At 60.7% G+C, this 16,480-nt stretch carries 11 protein-coding genes and 1 riboswitch; of the genes, 9 read left to right on the forward strand and 2 right to left on the reverse strand.

The annotated features are described in order from the left end of the window. Positions 1-56 precede the first annotated feature (56 nt). Positions 57-1,037: a transcriptional regulator ArgR gene (gene argR / locus KGA96_RS07345; protein WP_046042318.1), complete on the forward strand. Its 981-nt coding sequence runs from the start codon at positions 57-59 to the stop codon at positions 1,035-1,037. A 17-nt stretch (positions 1,038-1,054) separates the two neighbouring features. On the opposite strand, the gene KGA96_RS07350 is transcribed toward argR, so the two are convergent. Further along, the gene (locus KGA96_RS07350; RefSeq protein WP_411741584.1) at positions 1,055-5,887 is read right to left on the reverse strand and encodes a dermonecrotic toxin domain-containing protein; all 4,833 of its coding nucleotides are present in this window, start codon (positions 5,885-5,887) and stop codon (positions 1,055-1,057) included. A gap of 507 nt (positions 5,888-6,394) precedes the next feature. On the opposite strand from KGA96_RS07350, the gene KGA96_RS07355 reads away from it, so the two are divergent. From KGA96_RS07355 to astE, 7 genes are all read left to right on the forward strand, one after another. Continuing rightward, a complete protein-coding gene (locus KGA96_RS07355; RefSeq protein ID WP_046042321.1) occupies positions 6,395-7,615 on the forward strand; it encodes an aspartate aminotransferase family protein in 1,221 nt (406 codons plus the stop codon). Between the two features lie 211 nt (positions 7,616-7,826). Then, positions 7,827-8,846: an arginine/ornithine succinyltransferase subunit alpha gene (gene aruF / locus KGA96_RS07360; RefSeq protein WP_223512154.1), complete on the forward strand. Its 1,020-nt coding sequence runs from the start codon at positions 7,827-7,829 to the stop codon at positions 8,844-8,846. A gap of 70 nt (positions 8,847-8,916) precedes the next feature. Next, positions 8,917-9,942 carry an arginine N-succinyltransferase gene (gene astA, locus KGA96_RS07365; RefSeq protein ID WP_223512156.1) on the forward strand — a complete coding sequence of 342 codons (1,026 nt, stop codon included), beginning with the start codon at positions 8,917-8,919 and terminating at the stop codon, positions 9,940-9,942. Beyond that, entirely contained in the window at positions 9,939-11,408 is a 1,470-nt protein-coding gene (gene astD, locus KGA96_RS07370; RefSeq protein WP_185754822.1) for a succinylglutamate-semialdehyde dehydrogenase, read from the forward strand. The genes astA and astD overlap by 4 nt, the downstream gene beginning before the upstream one ends. 163 nt (positions 11,409-11,571) lie before the next feature. Next, a complete protein-coding gene (astB, locus tag KGA96_RS07375; RefSeq protein ID WP_046042325.1) occupies positions 11,572-12,918 on the forward strand; it encodes an N-succinylarginine dihydrolase in 1,347 nt (448 codons plus the stop codon). 61 nt (positions 12,919-12,979) lie between these two features. Next, positions 12,980-13,270, forward strand: a complete 291-nt coding sequence (locus tag KGA96_RS07380; RefSeq protein WP_046042326.1) for a hypothetical protein — start codon at positions 12,980-12,982, stop codon at positions 13,268-13,270. Between the two features lie 12 nt (positions 13,271-13,282). After that, entirely contained in the window at positions 13,283-14,293 is a 1,011-nt protein-coding gene (gene astE / locus KGA96_RS07385) for a succinylglutamate desuccinylase (protein WP_046042327.1), read from the forward strand. 121 nt (positions 14,294-14,414) lie between these two features. Here the strand turns inward: astE and KGA96_RS07390 are convergent, their stop codons facing one another. Beyond that, a complete protein-coding gene (locus KGA96_RS07390; RefSeq protein WP_046042328.1) occupies positions 14,415-14,924 on the reverse strand; it encodes a 6,7-dimethyl-8-ribityllumazine synthase in 510 nt (169 codons plus the stop codon). A 103-nt stretch (positions 14,925-15,027) separates the two neighbouring features. Next, positions 15,028-15,197: riboswitch (FMN riboswitch) on the reverse strand. A 197-nt stretch (positions 15,198-15,394) separates the two neighbouring features. On the opposite strand from KGA96_RS07390, the gene ltaE reads away from it, so the two are divergent. Next, positions 15,395-16,399, forward strand: coding sequence for a low-specificity L-threonine aldolase (gene ltaE / locus KGA96_RS07395; protein ID WP_223512158.1), 1,005 nt, complete (start codon positions 15,395-15,397; stop codon positions 16,397-16,399). The last annotated feature ends 81 nt before the right edge of the window (positions 16,400-16,480 follow it).

Here is a 16,480-nt window from a genome sequence, read left to right on the forward strand (position 1 = left end):
ATTTGGTTGCAGCCGCTTCTGGCTTTTAACACTGTTTTCGCTTCGGATTGCCCACCATGACTGCCCATCGAATTGGTTTCCTGATTTGGCCCAGCACTAAAGCACTGACGCTTGCGCTGGCTGAGGAGGCCTTGCGTGTTGCCCAGCGTGTGCATCCGGACGTGGTTTACGAACTGTCGTTCCTGCAGGCCGAACCGCCAGCCGAAAGCGCCTGGCAATTGCCGGGTGAGGCGTGGACTGGCAAGCTCGAGAACTTCCAGAAACTGTTCCTGCTCGCAGACGAACCACCGACCGCACTGGCGCCGGCGCTCAGCAGTGCGCTCAAACAACTGGTGCGTTCCGGTTGCGTGATTGGCGGTCTGTCGGCCGGGGTTTACCCGCTGGCACAGCTGGGCTTGCTCGACGGTTATCGCGCGGCCGTGCACTGGCGCTGGCAGGACGATTTCGCCGAGCGCTTTCCGAAGGTCATTGCCACCAGCCACCTGTTCGACTGGGATCGCGATCGCCTGACGGCGTGCGGTGGCATGTCAGTGCTCGACCTTTTGCTGGCGGTGCTGGCCCGCGACCATGGTGCGGAACTGGCCGGTGCGGTGTCCGAAGAACTGGTGGTCGAGCGCATTCGCGAGGGCGGCGAACGCCAGCGCATTCCGTTGCAGAATCGCCTCGGCTCCAGCCATCCGAAGCTCACACAAGCCGTGTTGCTCATGGAAGCCAACATTGAAGAACCGCTGACCACCGACGAAATCGCCCAGCACGTGTGCGTGTCCCGTCGGCAACTGGAGCGCATCTTCAAGCAATACCTCAACCGTGTGCCGAGCCAGTATTACCTGGAACTGCGCCTGAACAAGGCCCGGCAGATGTTGATGCAAACCAGCAAGTCGATCATCCAGATCGGCCTGTCCTGTGGCTTCTCCTCGGGGCCGCACTTCTCCAGCGCCTATCGCAATTTCTTCGGTGCCACGCCGCGGGAAGATCGCAACCAGCGGCGCAGCAGCAGCCCGTTCGAATTGTCATCGGTGCCGCCGGAGCGCGGTTGATCCGCGCCTGATCCCGATCAATCTTCCGGTTCGGACGCCTCGGACGTCGACACCTCCAATTCTGCCCGTTCGATTACTTCCTGAACTCCGAAATCGACGCTAGTCAGCCTGAAGTACTCAAGCAGAATTTGCAGGCTTTCCTCAGAGAACGGATTACCCCGCAGGCTGATGCTTTCGGCGACCTCCAGCGGCAGTTCGAGGAGGTCGGCGGGTATCTGACTGATCGCGTTGCCGCTCAGGTCTACGGTTTCCAGGCTCTTGAGCTGCATCAGTCCGGCGGGTAATTCGCTGAGCCCGCAGTTGTCCAGTTGCAGGGTCGCCAGGTCCGTCATCTGGCTGATATCCGGAGCCAGCCCCAGCGGATTGTTTCTCAAGTCGATGAATTCCAGGCGGGCCATCTCGGCCAGGTTCAGGACCGACTGCGGAGTCAGGGTGATGTTGCAGTCGAGGAGGTTGAGCGACTTCAAGTCGCTCATCCGGAAGATTGCCTCCGGGATATCGCCCAGCCTGAAGTCGTTGATAACGAGGGTCTTGAGTTTGGGGAAGCGCTCCAGGAACCCTGTGACGCCTGTGGTCAGGCCGCTCTCGCTACTCAGGTAAACCAGGGAAACATGGCTGAAATCTGCGCTCAGTGTCGGCAGGTTACCGGTAATCCGCGTCTCCAGACTCAGGTCATAAGTAGTTGCTTGCAGCGATTCGTTGAAATCATCCAGATCGGTTTCTCGGCGCCAGCAGCGCAGTACGGACTCTCTGAATGCGTCCCGCGTCGAATGTTCGATCAGCAGTTGCTGGGCAGTGAACGGTTGATTGCTGTGAGGGTGGACGGCTGGAATATTGCCGGTCCAGGCCGACAGGTCGTTTTCAAAGGTGGTGAGTTCGGCTTCCAGACGGGTCAATGCGATTCGCCCCTCGTCCAGTGTGCCGGGTAAAAGGAACACGAATTTGCTGGCATCCTCCTGGTCCAGCATGGGGTACAGCGTTTGCACGCGGTGGATATCTGCTTCTTCGGCAAAGATACCGAAGTCCTGACGGGTTTGCTGGAAGTGCTGTTTGAGGCGTTCACGGGTTGCGCTTGAAAACGGATTGTTGCCCAGGTCGATGCCCTCCTGGGTGCGTTGTTGCAGTGTGAACAGTGCGCTGGGTAGTTCTTTGATCTGGTTGTCATTGAACAGGGCGGTGCGCAGGCGCGGACGAGTCAACAAGTCACTCGGTAGATCAGAGATGCCCGTCTGCGATAAATCGATGTAGTTCAAATCGGGCATGCTGCCGACATCGGGTGTCAGGCCCAAGGGGTTCTTGTACAAGTCCATTGTGGTCAACCGATGCAGTCCCGCGAGCCCGACCTGGCTTTCGGGGCTGAGGGTGATCGCGCAATTGCTCAGGATGAGCTCTTCGAGTTGCAGCGATGGAAGGGTGTCCGGCAAGCGGCCAAGGTTGAAGTCGCGCAGTTTCAGGAAGCGTAGCCCGGTAAAACTGCGCAGAAACTCGTGCATGCCCCGCGTGGCGCTACCGCCATCCATCCTTAGCATTCTGACGCCGCTGAAGTCGGTGCCCAGGGTCGGCAATTGGCCGATGATGGGTTGGAAGAAGTTGAGGTCGACTGTTTCAAGCGCGGTCTCGGGGTGGGTCCATTGCTGTTGCCAACAGTCGGCCAGATGGATAGTGAATTGACGGCGGACCTGCTGTTGCTCCCCGAACTGCTCGGGCGTGATCCTGATTTGCGTGTCCGGAATGAACAGCGGAATTTCATCGCGCCAGGACGAAAGCGTCTCCAGCAGTTGCGCGTTTTGAGTCATCAGCCGACTCAGCTCCGCTCGTGGTCCACTGGGATGCTGCTGCAAGCGTTCGACGAAGGCGTCGAGCTCTTCGGCGGATAGATGGGGAAACAGTGTCTGCGCCCGACTTTGCAAAGTAGGTGTGTTGCGTGGCATTTGACGATACCCGTCACCGCCACCGAGCAAGCGCATGACCTTTGGGTCGTAAGTGGGTTTGAGGTCGGGGTGTTGAGCCAGCAGCGCGCGCAATGCATCACGGCTCAAGGCGTGCTGGCGAATCAGCTGCTTGAGCCGTTCACCTTCACCGATATTCAGATTCAAGGCGGTGCGTTCGCTGTCCGGCATGGCCTGTAGCAGGCAGGTGTAAAGCGAGCCCATGCCGCTGAGTTCTTCACCGTCATGATCGAAGGCCTGATACGAGCCTTCTTCTCTGAGCACCAGCACTTTACGCAGGGGCGCATCGATACGGCCAAGGTTGTCGATCAGCGCGCCTTCATGGGCGTACTGGCGGATTTCCAGTCGTAGCTCTGTCGTCCAGCCCGGCAGTTTTTCCAGGGTATGCAAGGCCAGCCGGTCAGTGTCGAGGTTGTTTTCGGTCGATGGCAAATCAAGCCCCTCGTAGGCGCGTGTCACGCGCACTTGTAATCTGGCTTCCCGGCTCAGCTCGGCCAGGCGAGGGGCAAGGGTTGAGCTTTTCAGCTGTTGCATTTCCAGATCGCTTGCTGTGTCCACAATCGCTTGTGCAACGCTGCGCGGCAGTCCGGGCTCGGCATCCATCACCACTTGTACGGCTGCGCGAGCGCCACGTTCGAGTCGGCGATAACGCTGATCGAACAGGCTTTGCCGGTTCTGTTCGGCAAGCCGCGCGAGTATCTGGCGCAACCGCTGCGCCCGGTTTTCCAGGCCAGGGGAGGGGTGACCGAATTCTTCACCCATCAGCGTTCTGGCTTCGCTGTCCGACAGGGCCAGGAGAAAGGTTTTCAGCAGGTCGCCGTCGGTGAGGCGGGCGGTATCGATTTGCACGACGGGCACATCGGGCGCCGGGCTTTGCCAAAGGGTTTGCGCATTTTCGTCGATCAGTCGCAGGCCTTTGTTTGCCGGCCAGTAGCCGTTTTCATTGAGCAGTTCCAGCTGTGTCACCGGATCCGCCTTGAGGAAGTGTTCCGGCTGGTCACTGCCGATCTGATCGATAAAGGCTTGTATGTCCTGATCGATCCCGAAGCGTTTGAGTGTGTCGGCCAATAGCGGCGGCACCTGTCCGGCATTTACATGCATCTTGCGCAGGACATCTTCGTGGCTGCCGCTGATGCTGAGGATGCGCCCGCGGGTGCTGGCCGAAAAACGCTGCATGTCCGGGCCGACACGGTGCAATACGGCGGCCTGGTCCCAACTCAACGGCTGGTCGAGTTCGGTTTGCCAGGCACCGCTGCCGTTGTGTCGCAGTTGTGGTTTGTAGGCGTCAGGGCGGGTGGGGTGGTTGATGCGGTACTGGCCGGTTAGCGGATCCTTGCTCACGGCGTAGTGCTTGTTTTCCAGGGACAGCAGGCTTTTGCCCTGATGTGGGTGCAGCCCCAGCTCATCCGGTTTTGCATCCTTGGGTAAAACACCAGGGTGTTCATAGCCGATCAGGTTCGGCTGCCAGTAGCGGGTATCGCCGTTCGGCCGCTTTATCGTATTGAAGCGGTCGATGAATTCAACGATCTCCCGGGGCAATACCGAGCGAAATTCGCCGGCGGCGATCGCACCCCCAGCGGCAAAGGTCCCTAGTTGCACCGCGGACTCCACCACGCCCATCAAGTGCCCGAAGGCTTCGCGACTCTGCCCCTCGGCCCAGTCGACCACGCTTTCGAAGGTTTCGTCGAGCAACTGGTAGGCCATGTAGCCCAGCATCAGTTCACCGAGAAACGGCACGAATGGCAGTGCCACGAACGCGGCGATGTTCAGCAGTGCTGAGGCAATTTCCGTGAAGGAGTCCCACAGCGCCCAGCGGGCTTTCTGGTCGACCGTTGCAGTGGACACCGCGATCACTCGCGCATCGTTGAGGATCTTGTTGAGCTGGCTCTGGTAGAGGTGAGTCCACAGTTCTCCTGTGACAGGCGTTGCCACGATCTGCAGATTCGCACGGGGGTTGGGTAGTTCCCGCCAGGTCGGACGAGAATCGCCTGGCTGGACCGGTTGCCAGGTGATCGGGGCAAGCAGGTGGTTCAACTGTGCGAAAAAGTAACCGCGATCCTCATGGTTAATGAAGCGGCTGAAAAACTGTTGATAGGCGGGGTCGCATAGGCGCCGGCCCAGTTCCTCGGCGAAGGCCGCAGACGAGGGGTATTCCTTGATCGGCTGTTCGGGGTCGCCCGGTATATAAGCCACCACGCGAACCACTTCCCGGGCGCGCTCCAGGTCCGGGGCAAACAGCAGGATGCCGGTCAGGCACGCGTTGAGGATCGTCAGGTCATGACAGCGCCATGGCTGCTTGTGCAGGCGCAGATGTGGCAGGTTGTCGAGCAGGCCGAGAATCAGGCTGTGAGTGCCGCTGCCCAGGAGGTTTTGCATCTGCGCCAGGTGTAATGCAGCGGTGATTGCGGATTTCTGGCTGTCGCGGATTTTCCCTTGCAGCAGCGCCGAGTCCACCGGGTTGCCGATACTCAGATTGTCTTCCAGACAGGTTTTATAGCGCTGGCCAATGTCCAGCTCCCGGCACATGCCGGTAAATACCGTGACAGGCATTTCTTCCAGGATCTGCGGCAAGGTCAGGAATTGCCCGTTGGAAGACGGCGCGGTGATGTACGTCGAGGCAGGCTCGAACGCATCTGCAAGGGTCTCGGCACTTTCGAAGTTGTGCAATGCCGCGTCCAGCAGCGATACCGTCCAGGTGCGCGCAGCGCCGGACTTCAGCCGTAACCACGGCAGGTGATCAGGTAGGTAGAGGCGCAAAAACGTTTCGCGCACATTCAGATCCAGGCCGAAGCGGCGCTTGAGTTCGGCCTTGAGCAGCGGTTCGGCGAAATCCGCGGGGTTCTGCAGGTTGGCCAGCGCCTTGTCGACCTGGTTCTGGCTGGCGACCTGGCGGGCGATCAATCGGGCGAGTTCCGTGTGCTGAGGTTTCGACGCCGCCCGTAGTCCGGCGGGCAGGGCGGGGGTGATGTTGCGTAGCGCCTCGCGTCTGTGGGGCGCCGTCTGACGGAGCCAAGAGGGGATGACATTCTGCAGATGCTGGAAATGAGCGTCCGGCCTGAAAGCGTCGGAAGCAACAGTGGCAGTAGATTCGGTAATCATGGGGTCAGTGGCCGTTGGATTTGAAAGGCCACTAGGAAAACCCGCGAAGCTGGACGCTGTGCGGTACATATTTACCGCACTCGGACCATTGGCAAGAGTTACAACGCAGCAAGCCTGCCGCAAACGCCCGCCTCCAGTTAAACTGCGCCTTTGCGACCCTATATGTCGCATTGCCGTAAACCCGGGAAAATCCGGGGTTTGCGCTATAAGAAGTTGTCGCTTGGCGGCAAGGCCGGGCTGAAAACTGTCCTTACAATCCTCACCAAGCTCGCCAGTTTCAGGCGAGTGTTTTCTCTTCAGGAGACTCCGATGTCCGTTGAGCACGCTGCGGTACAACGCGCCGATTTCGATCAGGTAATGGTTCCCAACTATGCGCCTGCCGCATTCATTCCTGTGCGTGGCGCCGGTTCCCGCGTTTGGGACCAGTCCGGCCGCGAGCTGATCGACTTCGCGGGCGGGATTGCCGTCAACGTCTTGGGTCACGCACATCCGGCGCTGGTCGGTGCCTTGACCGAGCAGGCGAACAAGCTGTGGCACGTGTCCAACGTGTTCACCAATGAGCCGGCCCTGCGCCTGGCCCACAAGTTGGTCGACGCCACCTTTGCCGACCGCGCCTTCTTCTGCAACTCCGGCGCCGAAGCCAACGAGGCCGCCTTCAAGCTGGCCCGTCGTGTCGGTTTCGACCGTTTCGGCAGCGAGAAGTACGAGATCATCGCCGCGCTCAACAGCTTCCACGGCCGTACCCTGTTCACCGTGAACGTCGGTGGCCAGTCGAAGTACTCCGACGGTTTCGGCCCGAAAATCACCGGCATCACCCACGTGCCGTACAACGATCTGGCTGCGCTGAAAGCCGCCATTTCCGACAAGACTTGCGCCGTGGTACTGGAACCGATCCAGGGCGAAAGCGGTGTGATCCCGGCTGAACTGGAATACCTGCAAGGTGCCCGCGAGCTCTGCACCGCGCACAACGCGCTGCTGATCTTCGACGAAGTGCAGACCGGCATGGGCCGTACCGGCCATCTGTTCGCCTACCAGCATTACGGCGTGACCCCGGACATCCTGACCAGCGCCAAGAGCCTGGGCGGTGGTTTCCCGATCGCGGCGATGCTGACCACCGAAGACCTGGCCAAGCACCTGGTCGTCGGCACCCACGGCACCACTTACGGCGGCAACCCGCTGGCGTGCGCTGTCGCGGAAGCCGTGATCGACGTGGTCAACACCCCTGAGGTGCTGGCCGGTGTCAACGCCAAGCACGACAAGTTCAAGGCCCGCCTTGAGCAGATCGGCGAGAAGTACGGCCTGTTCACCAAGGTTCGTGGCATGGGCCTGTTGATCGGTTGCGTCTTGAGCGATGCCTGGAAAGGCAAGGCCAAGGACATCTTCAACGCCGCTGAGCAAGAAGGCCTGATGGTCCTGCAAGCCGGCCCGGACGTGGTGCGTTTCGCCCCGAGCCTGGTGGTGGAAGACGCCGATATCGATGCCGGTCTCGACCGCTTCGAACGTGCCGCAGCAAAACTGACGCAAGCCTGATAGATCCTTCGATGCCTGACCTTTCAGGCGTCGAACCCAATTTTGATGCCGGTCCCGCTTTTCTGTAGGAGCGAGCCTGCTCGCGATGGTGTGTCAGTCGACATCTTTGTTGCTGACCCACCATCGCGAGCAGGCTCGCTCCTACCAAGGTCTTCAAAAGGCAGGGCTGGCTTATTTTCCTCAAAGAGTTTTTCGAAAAAGGAGTGACACCATGCTGGTGATGCGCCCTGCGCAAATGGCTGATCTGGGCGAGGTACAGCGTCTGGCTGCGGACAGTCCGATTGGTGTCACTTCCTTGCCGGATGATGTTGAACGCCTGAGCGACAAGATCGCCGCAAGCGAAGCCTCGTTCGCCGCCGAAGTGAGTTTCAATGGTGAGGAAAGCTATTTCTTCGTCCTCGAAGACTCTGTCACCGGCAAGCTGGTCGGTTGCTCGGCCATCGTGGCGTCGGCCGGTTATTCCGAGCCGTTCTACAGCTTCCGCAACGAAACCTTCGTGCACGCTTCCCGCGAGCTGAAGATTCACAACAAGATCCACGTGCTCTCGCAGTGCCATGACCTGACCGGCAACAGCTTGCTGACCAGCTTCTATGTGCAGCGCGAGCTGGTGGGTTCGCCGTGGTCGGAGCTCAACTCCCGTGGCCGTTTGCTGTTCGTGGCCAGCCATCCGGAGCGTTTTGCCGATTCCGTGGTGACCGAGATCGTCGGTTACAGCGATGAAAACGGCGACTCGCCATTCTGGGATGCCATCGGTCGCAACTTCTTCGACCTCAACTACGCCGAGGCCGAGCGTCTGTGCGGGCTGAAAAGCCGTACGTTCCTCGCCGAACTGATGCCGCATTACCCGATCTACGTGCCATTGCTGCCGGACTCAGCTCAAGAAGCCATGGGCCAGGTGCATCCACGGGCGCAGATCACCTTCGACATCCTGATGCGCGAAGGTTTCGAGACCGATCACTACATCGACATCTTCGACGGCGGCCCGACCTTGCACGCCCGTGTCTCGGGGATCCGTTCGATCGCCCAGAGCCGTGTGGTACCGGTGAAGATCGGCGAGCCGGTCAAAGGCGTCGGTCGCCAGTATCTGGTGGCCAATGCCCAGTTGCAGGACTACCGCGCTGTGATGCTCGAGCTCGATTACGCGCCAGGCAAACCGGTAACCCTGGACCTGGAAGCGGCCGAAGCCCTGGGCGTCGGCGAGGGTGCCAGCGTGCGCCTGGTCGCGGTTTAACGTCGCAATTGATGCCTAGAAAGCAGCGAAGTTTCACGGGTGGCGCAGGCGGCCCGTTTGAGGAGATAGCATGATCGTTCGTCCCGTACGCAGCAGCGATTTACCCGCTCTGATCGACCTGGCCCGCAGCACCGGCACTGGCCTGACCACCTTGCCGGCCAACGAAGAGCGGCTGGCCCATCGGGTCGGCTGGGCCGAGAAGACCTTTCGCGGCGAAGCCGGGCGGGGCGACGCGGACTACCTGTTCGTGCTCGAAGATGACGACGGTCGCGTGGTGGGTATTTCCGCCATTGCCGGCGCCGTCGGTCTGCGTGAGCCCTGGTACAACTTCCGGGTCGGTCTGACGGTCAGCGCTTCGCAAGAGCTGAACATCTATCGCGAAATCCCGACGCTGTTCCTGGCCAACGACCTGACCGGCAACTCCGAGCTGTGCTCGCTGTTCCTGCACGCCGATTACCGTACTGGCCTCAACGGCCGCATGCTGTCCAAGGCGCGGATGCTGTTCATCGCCGAGTTCCCGCAAATGTTCGGCAACAAGATCATTGCCGAAATGCGCGGTGTGTCCGACGAAGCCGGGCGTTCGCCGTTCTGGGAAAGCCTGGGTCGGCACTTCTTCAAGATGGAATTCAGCCAGGCGGACTACCTGACCGGCGTTGGCAACAAGGCGTTCATCGCCGAACTGATGCCGAAATTCCCGCTGTACACCTGCTTCCTGTCGCCGGATGCGCGCAACGTGATCGGTCATGTTCACCCGGACACCGAGCCAGCGTTGGCCATGCTCAAGAGCGAAGGTTTCAGCTACCAGGGCTACGTCGATATCTTCGACGCGGGCCCTGCGATCGAGTGCGAAACCAGCAAGATCCGCGCCGTGCGCGACAGCCAGGCGCTGGTGCTGGCCGTCGGCACACCGGGTGACGACGCCACGCCATTCATCATTCACAACCGCAAGCGCGAGGACTGCCGCATCACTGCTGCACCGGCACGTCTGGCCGCCGGCACCCTGGTGGTCGATCCGCAGACCGCCAAACGTCTTCAACTCAACGCTGGCGATCAAGTGCGCGCCGTGGCGTTGTCCGCAGCTCGGGAGTCGAAATAATGAAGTCGCTTTACATCGCAGGTGAATGGCTGGCAGGTGGGGGCGAAACCTTCGAGTCGCTGAACCCGGTGACCCAGCAGGTGCTGTGGTCCGGTGCCGGTGCCACCGCCGCTCAGGTCGAGTCGGCTGTGCAAGCTGCGCGTCAGGCGTTCCCGGGCTGGGCGCGGCGTACCCTGGAAGAGCGTATTTCGGTTCTGGAAGCCTTTGCCGCCGCGCTGAAGAATCACGCTGACGAACTGGCCCGCACCATCGGTGAAGAGACCGGTAAACCCCTGTGGGAAGCGGCGACCGAAGTCACCAGCATGGTCAACAAGATCGCGATCTCGGTGCAAAGCTACCGCGAGCGTACCGGCGAGAAGAGCGGCCCCCTGGGCGACGCCACCGCTGTGCTGCGCCACAAGCCTCACGGTGTGGTGGCGGTATTTGGTCCTTACAACTTCCCGGGTCACCTACCGAACGGACACATCGTGCCGGCACTGTTGGCCGGTAACAGCGTGCTGTTCAAGCCAAGCGAACTGACACCGAAAGTCGCCGAGCTGACGGTCAAGTGCTGGATCGAAGCTGGCCTGCCGGCCGGCGTATTGAACCTGCTGCAAGGCGCTCGCGAAACCGGTATCGCCCTGGCGGCGAACCCGGGCATCGACGGGCTGTTCTTCACCGGTTCCAGCCGCACCGGTAATCACCTGCACCAGCAATTCGCCGGTCGTCCGGACAAGATTCTGGCGCTGGAAATGGGCGGTAATAACCCGCTGGTGGTCGATCAGGTCGCTGACCTCGATGCCGCGGTGTACACCATCATTCAGTCGGCGTTCATTTCTGCCGGCCAGCGTTGCACCTGTGCCCGTCGCTTGCTGGTGCCGCAAGGTGCTTGGGGCGACACGTTGTTGGCGCGCCTGGTGGCGGTCAGCGCGACTATCGAAGTCGGTGCCTTCGATCAGCAACCGGCGCCGTTCATGGGGTCGGTGGTTTCCCTTGGCGCTGCGAAAGCGTTGATGGATGCGCAAGAACATCTGCTGGCCAATGGCGCCGTGGCGCTGCTGGAAATGACTCAGCCTCAGGCTCAATCGGCCTTGCTGACCCCGGGCATCCTGGACGTGAGCGCCGTTGCCGATCGTCCTGACGAAGAGCTGTTCGGCCCGTTGCTGCAGGTGATCCGCTACGCTGATTTTGAAGCGGCGATCGCTGAAGCCAACGACACCGCCTACGGTCTGGCCGCCGGTCTGCTGTCCGACTCCGAAGCGCGCTACCAGCAGTTCTGGCTGGAAAGCCGTGCCGGTATCGTCAACTGGAACAAGCAGCTGACCGGTGCCGCGAGCAGCGCGCCATTCGGCGGCGTCGGCGCCTCGGGCAACCACCGCGCCAGCGCCTACTACGCGGCGGATTACTGCGCGTACCCGGTGGCCTCGCTGGAAACGCCGAGCCTGGTGATGCCTGCCGCCCTGACGCCTGGCGTGAAGATGGCGTGATGCCCAATCGCGAGCAGGCTCGCTCCTACAGGTTCGATGGTGGACACACATTTTGTGTGCGACACAAATCCTGTAGGAGTGAGCCTGCTCGCGATGGCCGCTACGCGGTCTCAAAGAACAGTTACTGAAGCCTATAACAACAGATTCTCGTGGAGCCTCGCTGATGAAATCCTATGAAGTCAATTTTGACGGTCTAGTGGGGCCGACCCATAACTACGGCGGCCTGTCCTACGGCAACGTCGCGTCCCAGAGCAACAGCCAGCAGTCTTCCAACCCCAAGGAAGCGGCGCTGCAAGGCCTGGCAAAGATGAAAGCGCTGATGGAAATGGGTTTCCAGCAAGGCGTACTGGCACCGCAAGAGCGCCCGGATGTGGCCGCACTGCGTCGCCTGGGCTTTGGCGGCACCGACGCTCAAGTGATCGAGCGCGCTGCCAAAGACGCGATGCCGCTGCTGGTGGCCAGTTGCTCGGCCTCAAGCATGTGGGTGGCCAACGCCGCCACCGTCAGCCCGAGCGCCGACACCGCTGATGGCCGCGTGCATTTCACCGCCGCCAACCTCAACTGCAAATATCACCGCAGCATCGAGCACCCGACCACCAGCCGCGTGCTGGGGGCGATGTTCGCTGACCAGCAACACTTCGCCCACCACGCCGCCTTGCCGGCCGTGGCGCAGTTCGGTGACGAAGGCGCTGCCAACCACACGCGTTTCTGCCGTGAATACGGCGAAGCCGGTGTCGAGTTCTTCGTGTTCGGCCGCAGCGCGTTCGACACCCGTTTCCCAGCACCGCAGAAGTACCCGGCGCGCCAGACCCTCGAAGCGTCCCAGGCCGTTGCCCGTTTGCACGGCTTGAGCGATGACGGCGTGGTCTACGCGCAGCAGAACCCGTCGGTGATCGACCAGGGCGTGTTCCACAACGACGTGATCGCCGTGGGTAATGGCGAAGTGCTGTTCTATCACGAGGACGCGTTCCTCGACACCGAACAGATGCTCGCTGAACTGCAGAGCAAACTCGCCAAAGTCGGTGGGAAATTTCAGTCAGTCTGCGTACCGCGTTCCGCAGTAAGCGTGGAAGATGCCGTTCGTTCCTACCTGTTCAATAGCCAACTGCTGTCGCGTCCTGATGGCTCCATGCTGTTGATCGTGCCGGAAGAATGCCGTGGCAACGAGCGTGTCTGGCAATACTTGCAGGGTTTGACCAGCTCCGGCGGCCTGATCCGCGAAGTGAAAGTCTTCGATCTCAAGCAGAGCATGCAGAACGGCGGTGGCCCGGCTTGCCTGCGGTTGCGCGTCGCACTCAACGAAACCGAACTGGCGGCCGTCAACCCAGGGGTTATCATGACGGCACCGTTGTACGGCACACTGACCGAATGGGTCGAGAAGCACTACCGCGACCGCATGACCGAAAACGATCTGGCGGACCCGCAATTGCTGCTTGAGTGCCGGACGGCACTGGATGAACTGACGCAAATCCTTAAACTGGGCGCGGTTTATCCATTCCAGATCAATTGATCGACGGCGCGCCGCCTTCTACGGCAGCGCGCTGCTTCATCTCAAACGAGAGCGTAAAGACATGAGCGATACCCTGCAGCTGATCCTTGAAGACACCGACGGCACGCAACTGGAGACTTCCTGCACCCGCGTCGCGGTCCTGTGGCAAGGTAAAGAGCTGTGGATCCAGCAGGACGGCCGTGGCCAGTTACTGATCGGTGTGGACGTCGAGGAAGGTGACGCCGAGTACGCCAACCTGCTGTTGCGCCCATTGGCGACTAATCTGGTAAGTCTGCAACTGGAGATGGAACCGGCTGAACTCGGCGACGACGAGGATCACGTTCACGGCCCGGATTGCAACCACGACCACTAAGGAAACCGCTCTATGCTCGCCCTCGGCAAACTGCTTGAACTGACCCTCGCCGGCCGCGAACCGGCGGAGAAGACTCAACTGACTGTCGAAGGCGTGCGCATGCGCTGGTTGAGCGAAGGTGCGCTGGAAGTCCGACCACCTGAAGCGCGTGACAACGGCCTGGACCTGCTGCTGTCGGCGGGGATCCACGGTAACGAAACAGCGCCGATCGAGCTGCTCGATCGTCTGTTGCACGACATTGCCCGCGGCGACTTGAAGCCGCGCGCACGTATTCTGTTCCTGTTCGGTAATCCCGAAGCGATTCGCAAGGGCGAGCGTTTTGTCGAGCAGGACGTCAATCGGCTGTTCAATGGCCGTCACGAACAAAGCAGCGGTTGCGAAGCCCTGCGCGCCTGTGAGCTGGAGCGTTTGGCTGCCAGCTTCTTCAGCCTGCCGGATCGCCAGCGCCTGCACTACGACCTGCACACGGCGATTCGTGGCTCGAAAATCGAGCAGTTCGCCTTGTATCCGTGGAAGGAAGACCGCCAGCATTCGCGTCAGGAACTGGCGCGCCTGCGGGCTGCTGGAATGGAAGCGGTGTTGCTGCAGAACAAACCATCGATCGTCTTCAGTTCCTATACCTACGACAAGCTGGGTGCCGAGGCCTTCACCCTGGAGTTGGGCAAGGCGCGGCCGTTCGGTCAGAACGACGGGGTCAACGTCTCTCTGCTGGAGAAGCGTCTCAAGCAGATCATCGAGGGCACCGAACCAGAACTGACTGAGGGCGCGCTGGACGGTTTGCAGCTGTACAGCGTGGCGCGAGAAATCATCAAGCACAGCGACAGCTTCCGCCTGAACCTGCCGGCGGACATCGAGAACTTTTCGGAGCTGGAAGTGGGTTACCTGCTGGCGGAAGACATCGCCAACACCCGCTGGATCATTGAGGAAAAGGGCGCACGGATCATCTTCCCGAACCCCAAGGTGAAGAATGGTTTGCGTGCCGGCATCCTGGTCGTGCCGACCACGGACGAAAACCTGGCATAAGCCCAACACAAAACCAATGTAGGAGCGAGCCTGCTCGCGAAAGCGATGTATCAGTCAACATATTCGTCGACTGACAGTCCGCCTTCGCGAGCAGGCTCGCTCCTACAGGTTTTTGCGGTGATTACACGGCTACCGCACGCGGCTCACTGCGACGCAGCGAGCGGATCTTCAGCAGCGTATCCGCACAAGTCTTCGCCGCTTCCTGGCCTTTATGCAGGAAATGCTCGAAGAAGAACTTCTGGTGCTCTTCGCCGGCATGGAAGTGGTGCGGGGTCAGGGACACCGAGAACACCGGCACTTCGGTTTCCAGTTGCACCTGCATCAGGCCGCTGACTACCGACTGGGCGACGAACTCGTGACGGTAGATGCCGCCGTCCACCACCAGAGCTGCCGCGACGATGCCGGAATAACGACCGGTCTTGGCCAGCAACTTGGCGTGCAGGGGCATTTCAAAGGCACCGCCGACTTCGAAGAAATCGATGTCGGATTCCTGATAACCCTGGGCAATCATTTCGGCGACGAAGCCTTTACGGCTCTGGTCGACAATGTCCTTGTGCCAGCAGGCCTGGATGAACGCAACGCGCTCGCCGTGATGGTGTTTGCTTTTGCTGTCGATTGCGGTGGGTTGCATGTTCTGACTCCTGTTTGTGTGAAAAACAGGGCGTTATGAATCGAAGGGGATCTGAGGGTACGCACGCTTGCACGAATGCCGGCGGACGGCCCTTTGTTGTCAATCCCGTTCTCTCTTCATCCGGACTATGACCGTCGGCCCCAGGATCACACCGGGTCTGCTGACCTTGCTGCCGGCACCGCCGAAGCCATGCTGTCACCAAGCGCTCGCGGGCTATGCGCATTGCGCGCAATTACCGCCGGTGGGGAGTTGCACCCCGCCCTGAGAACGTTTTTGCCGCCCAAATGTTTGGCGGCGCAGCGTTTTTATCACATATTTCCGGTGTGCGCATGGCCCCTTCTGGATGATTGCTATCGAGTATTTCGCTTTATTAGTGAGCATTATCCGAGCCCAAGGGTTGATTAATCGTCGCCATGCCCGCAGTAATTCCTACCTGAAAGGGATTTCCCCTGCTTACCGAGGCCAGATTCATGAGCGTTATCGATCTTCGCAGCGACACCGTCACCCAACCTTGCGCCGGCATGCTCGATGCAATGACCAAGGCCGCCACCGGCGATGACGTGTATGGCGAAGATCCGACGGTCAATCACCTGGAAGCCGAACTGGCCAGGCGCCTGGGTTTTGCCGCGGCGCTCTTCGTGCCGACCGGCACCATGAGTAACCTGTTGGGGTTGATGGCCCATTGCGAGCGCGGTGACGAGTACATCGTCGGCCAGCAGGCCCACACTTATAAGTACGAAGGTGGTGGCGCGGCGGTGCTTGGCTCGATCCAGCCACAGCCGCTGGAAGTGCAGGCTGACGGTTCGCTGGACCTGGCGCAGGTTGCGGCGGCGATCAAGCCGGACGACTTCCATTTCGCCCGCACCCGTTTGCTGGCGCTGGAAAACACCATGCAAGGCAAGGTTCTGCCGCTGGAGTACCTGGCCCGGGCGCGCAGTTTTACCCGCGAGCATGGCTTGCAACTGCACCTGGACGGCGCACGTTTGTACAACGCGGCAGTGAAACTGGGTGTGGATGCCCGGGAAATCACCCAGTATTTCGATTCCGTCTCGGTGTGCCTGTCCAAAGGCCTGGGTGCGCCGGTCGGTTCGGTGCTGTGCGGCTCGGCCGAGCTGATCGGCAAGGCCCGGCGCCTGCGCAAGATGGTCGGTGGCGGCATGCGTCAGGCCGGTATTCTCGCGGCGGCAGGCCTGTATGCGCTGGATAACAACGTACAGCGCCTGGCCGATGACCATGGCAACGCGCAGTTGCTGGCCGAAGGCCTGCGCGCGGCAGGCTACGAGGTCGAGCCGGTGCAGACCAACATGGTTTACGTGCAGATGGGCGACCAGGCCGGGGCCATCAAGGCCTTTGCCGCCGAGCGCGGGATCAAGCTCAGTGCCGCCGCTCGTCTGCGCATGGTCACGCACATGGACGTCAGCCGCACGCAAATCGAGCAGGTCGTCGCGACATTCGTCGACTTTTCGCGCAAGTGATAGCGTTAGCACTCCAATTGACCGTTTCTATCGTATAAACACGCTGTACCCCGCGCGCAGGGCCGATATAATGCGGCCCTT

The sequence above is a fragment of the Pseudomonas sp. GL-R-26 genome (assembly GCF_019947365.1).
GTDB lineage: Bacteria > Pseudomonadota > Gammaproteobacteria > Pseudomonadales > Pseudomonadaceae > Aquipseudomonas.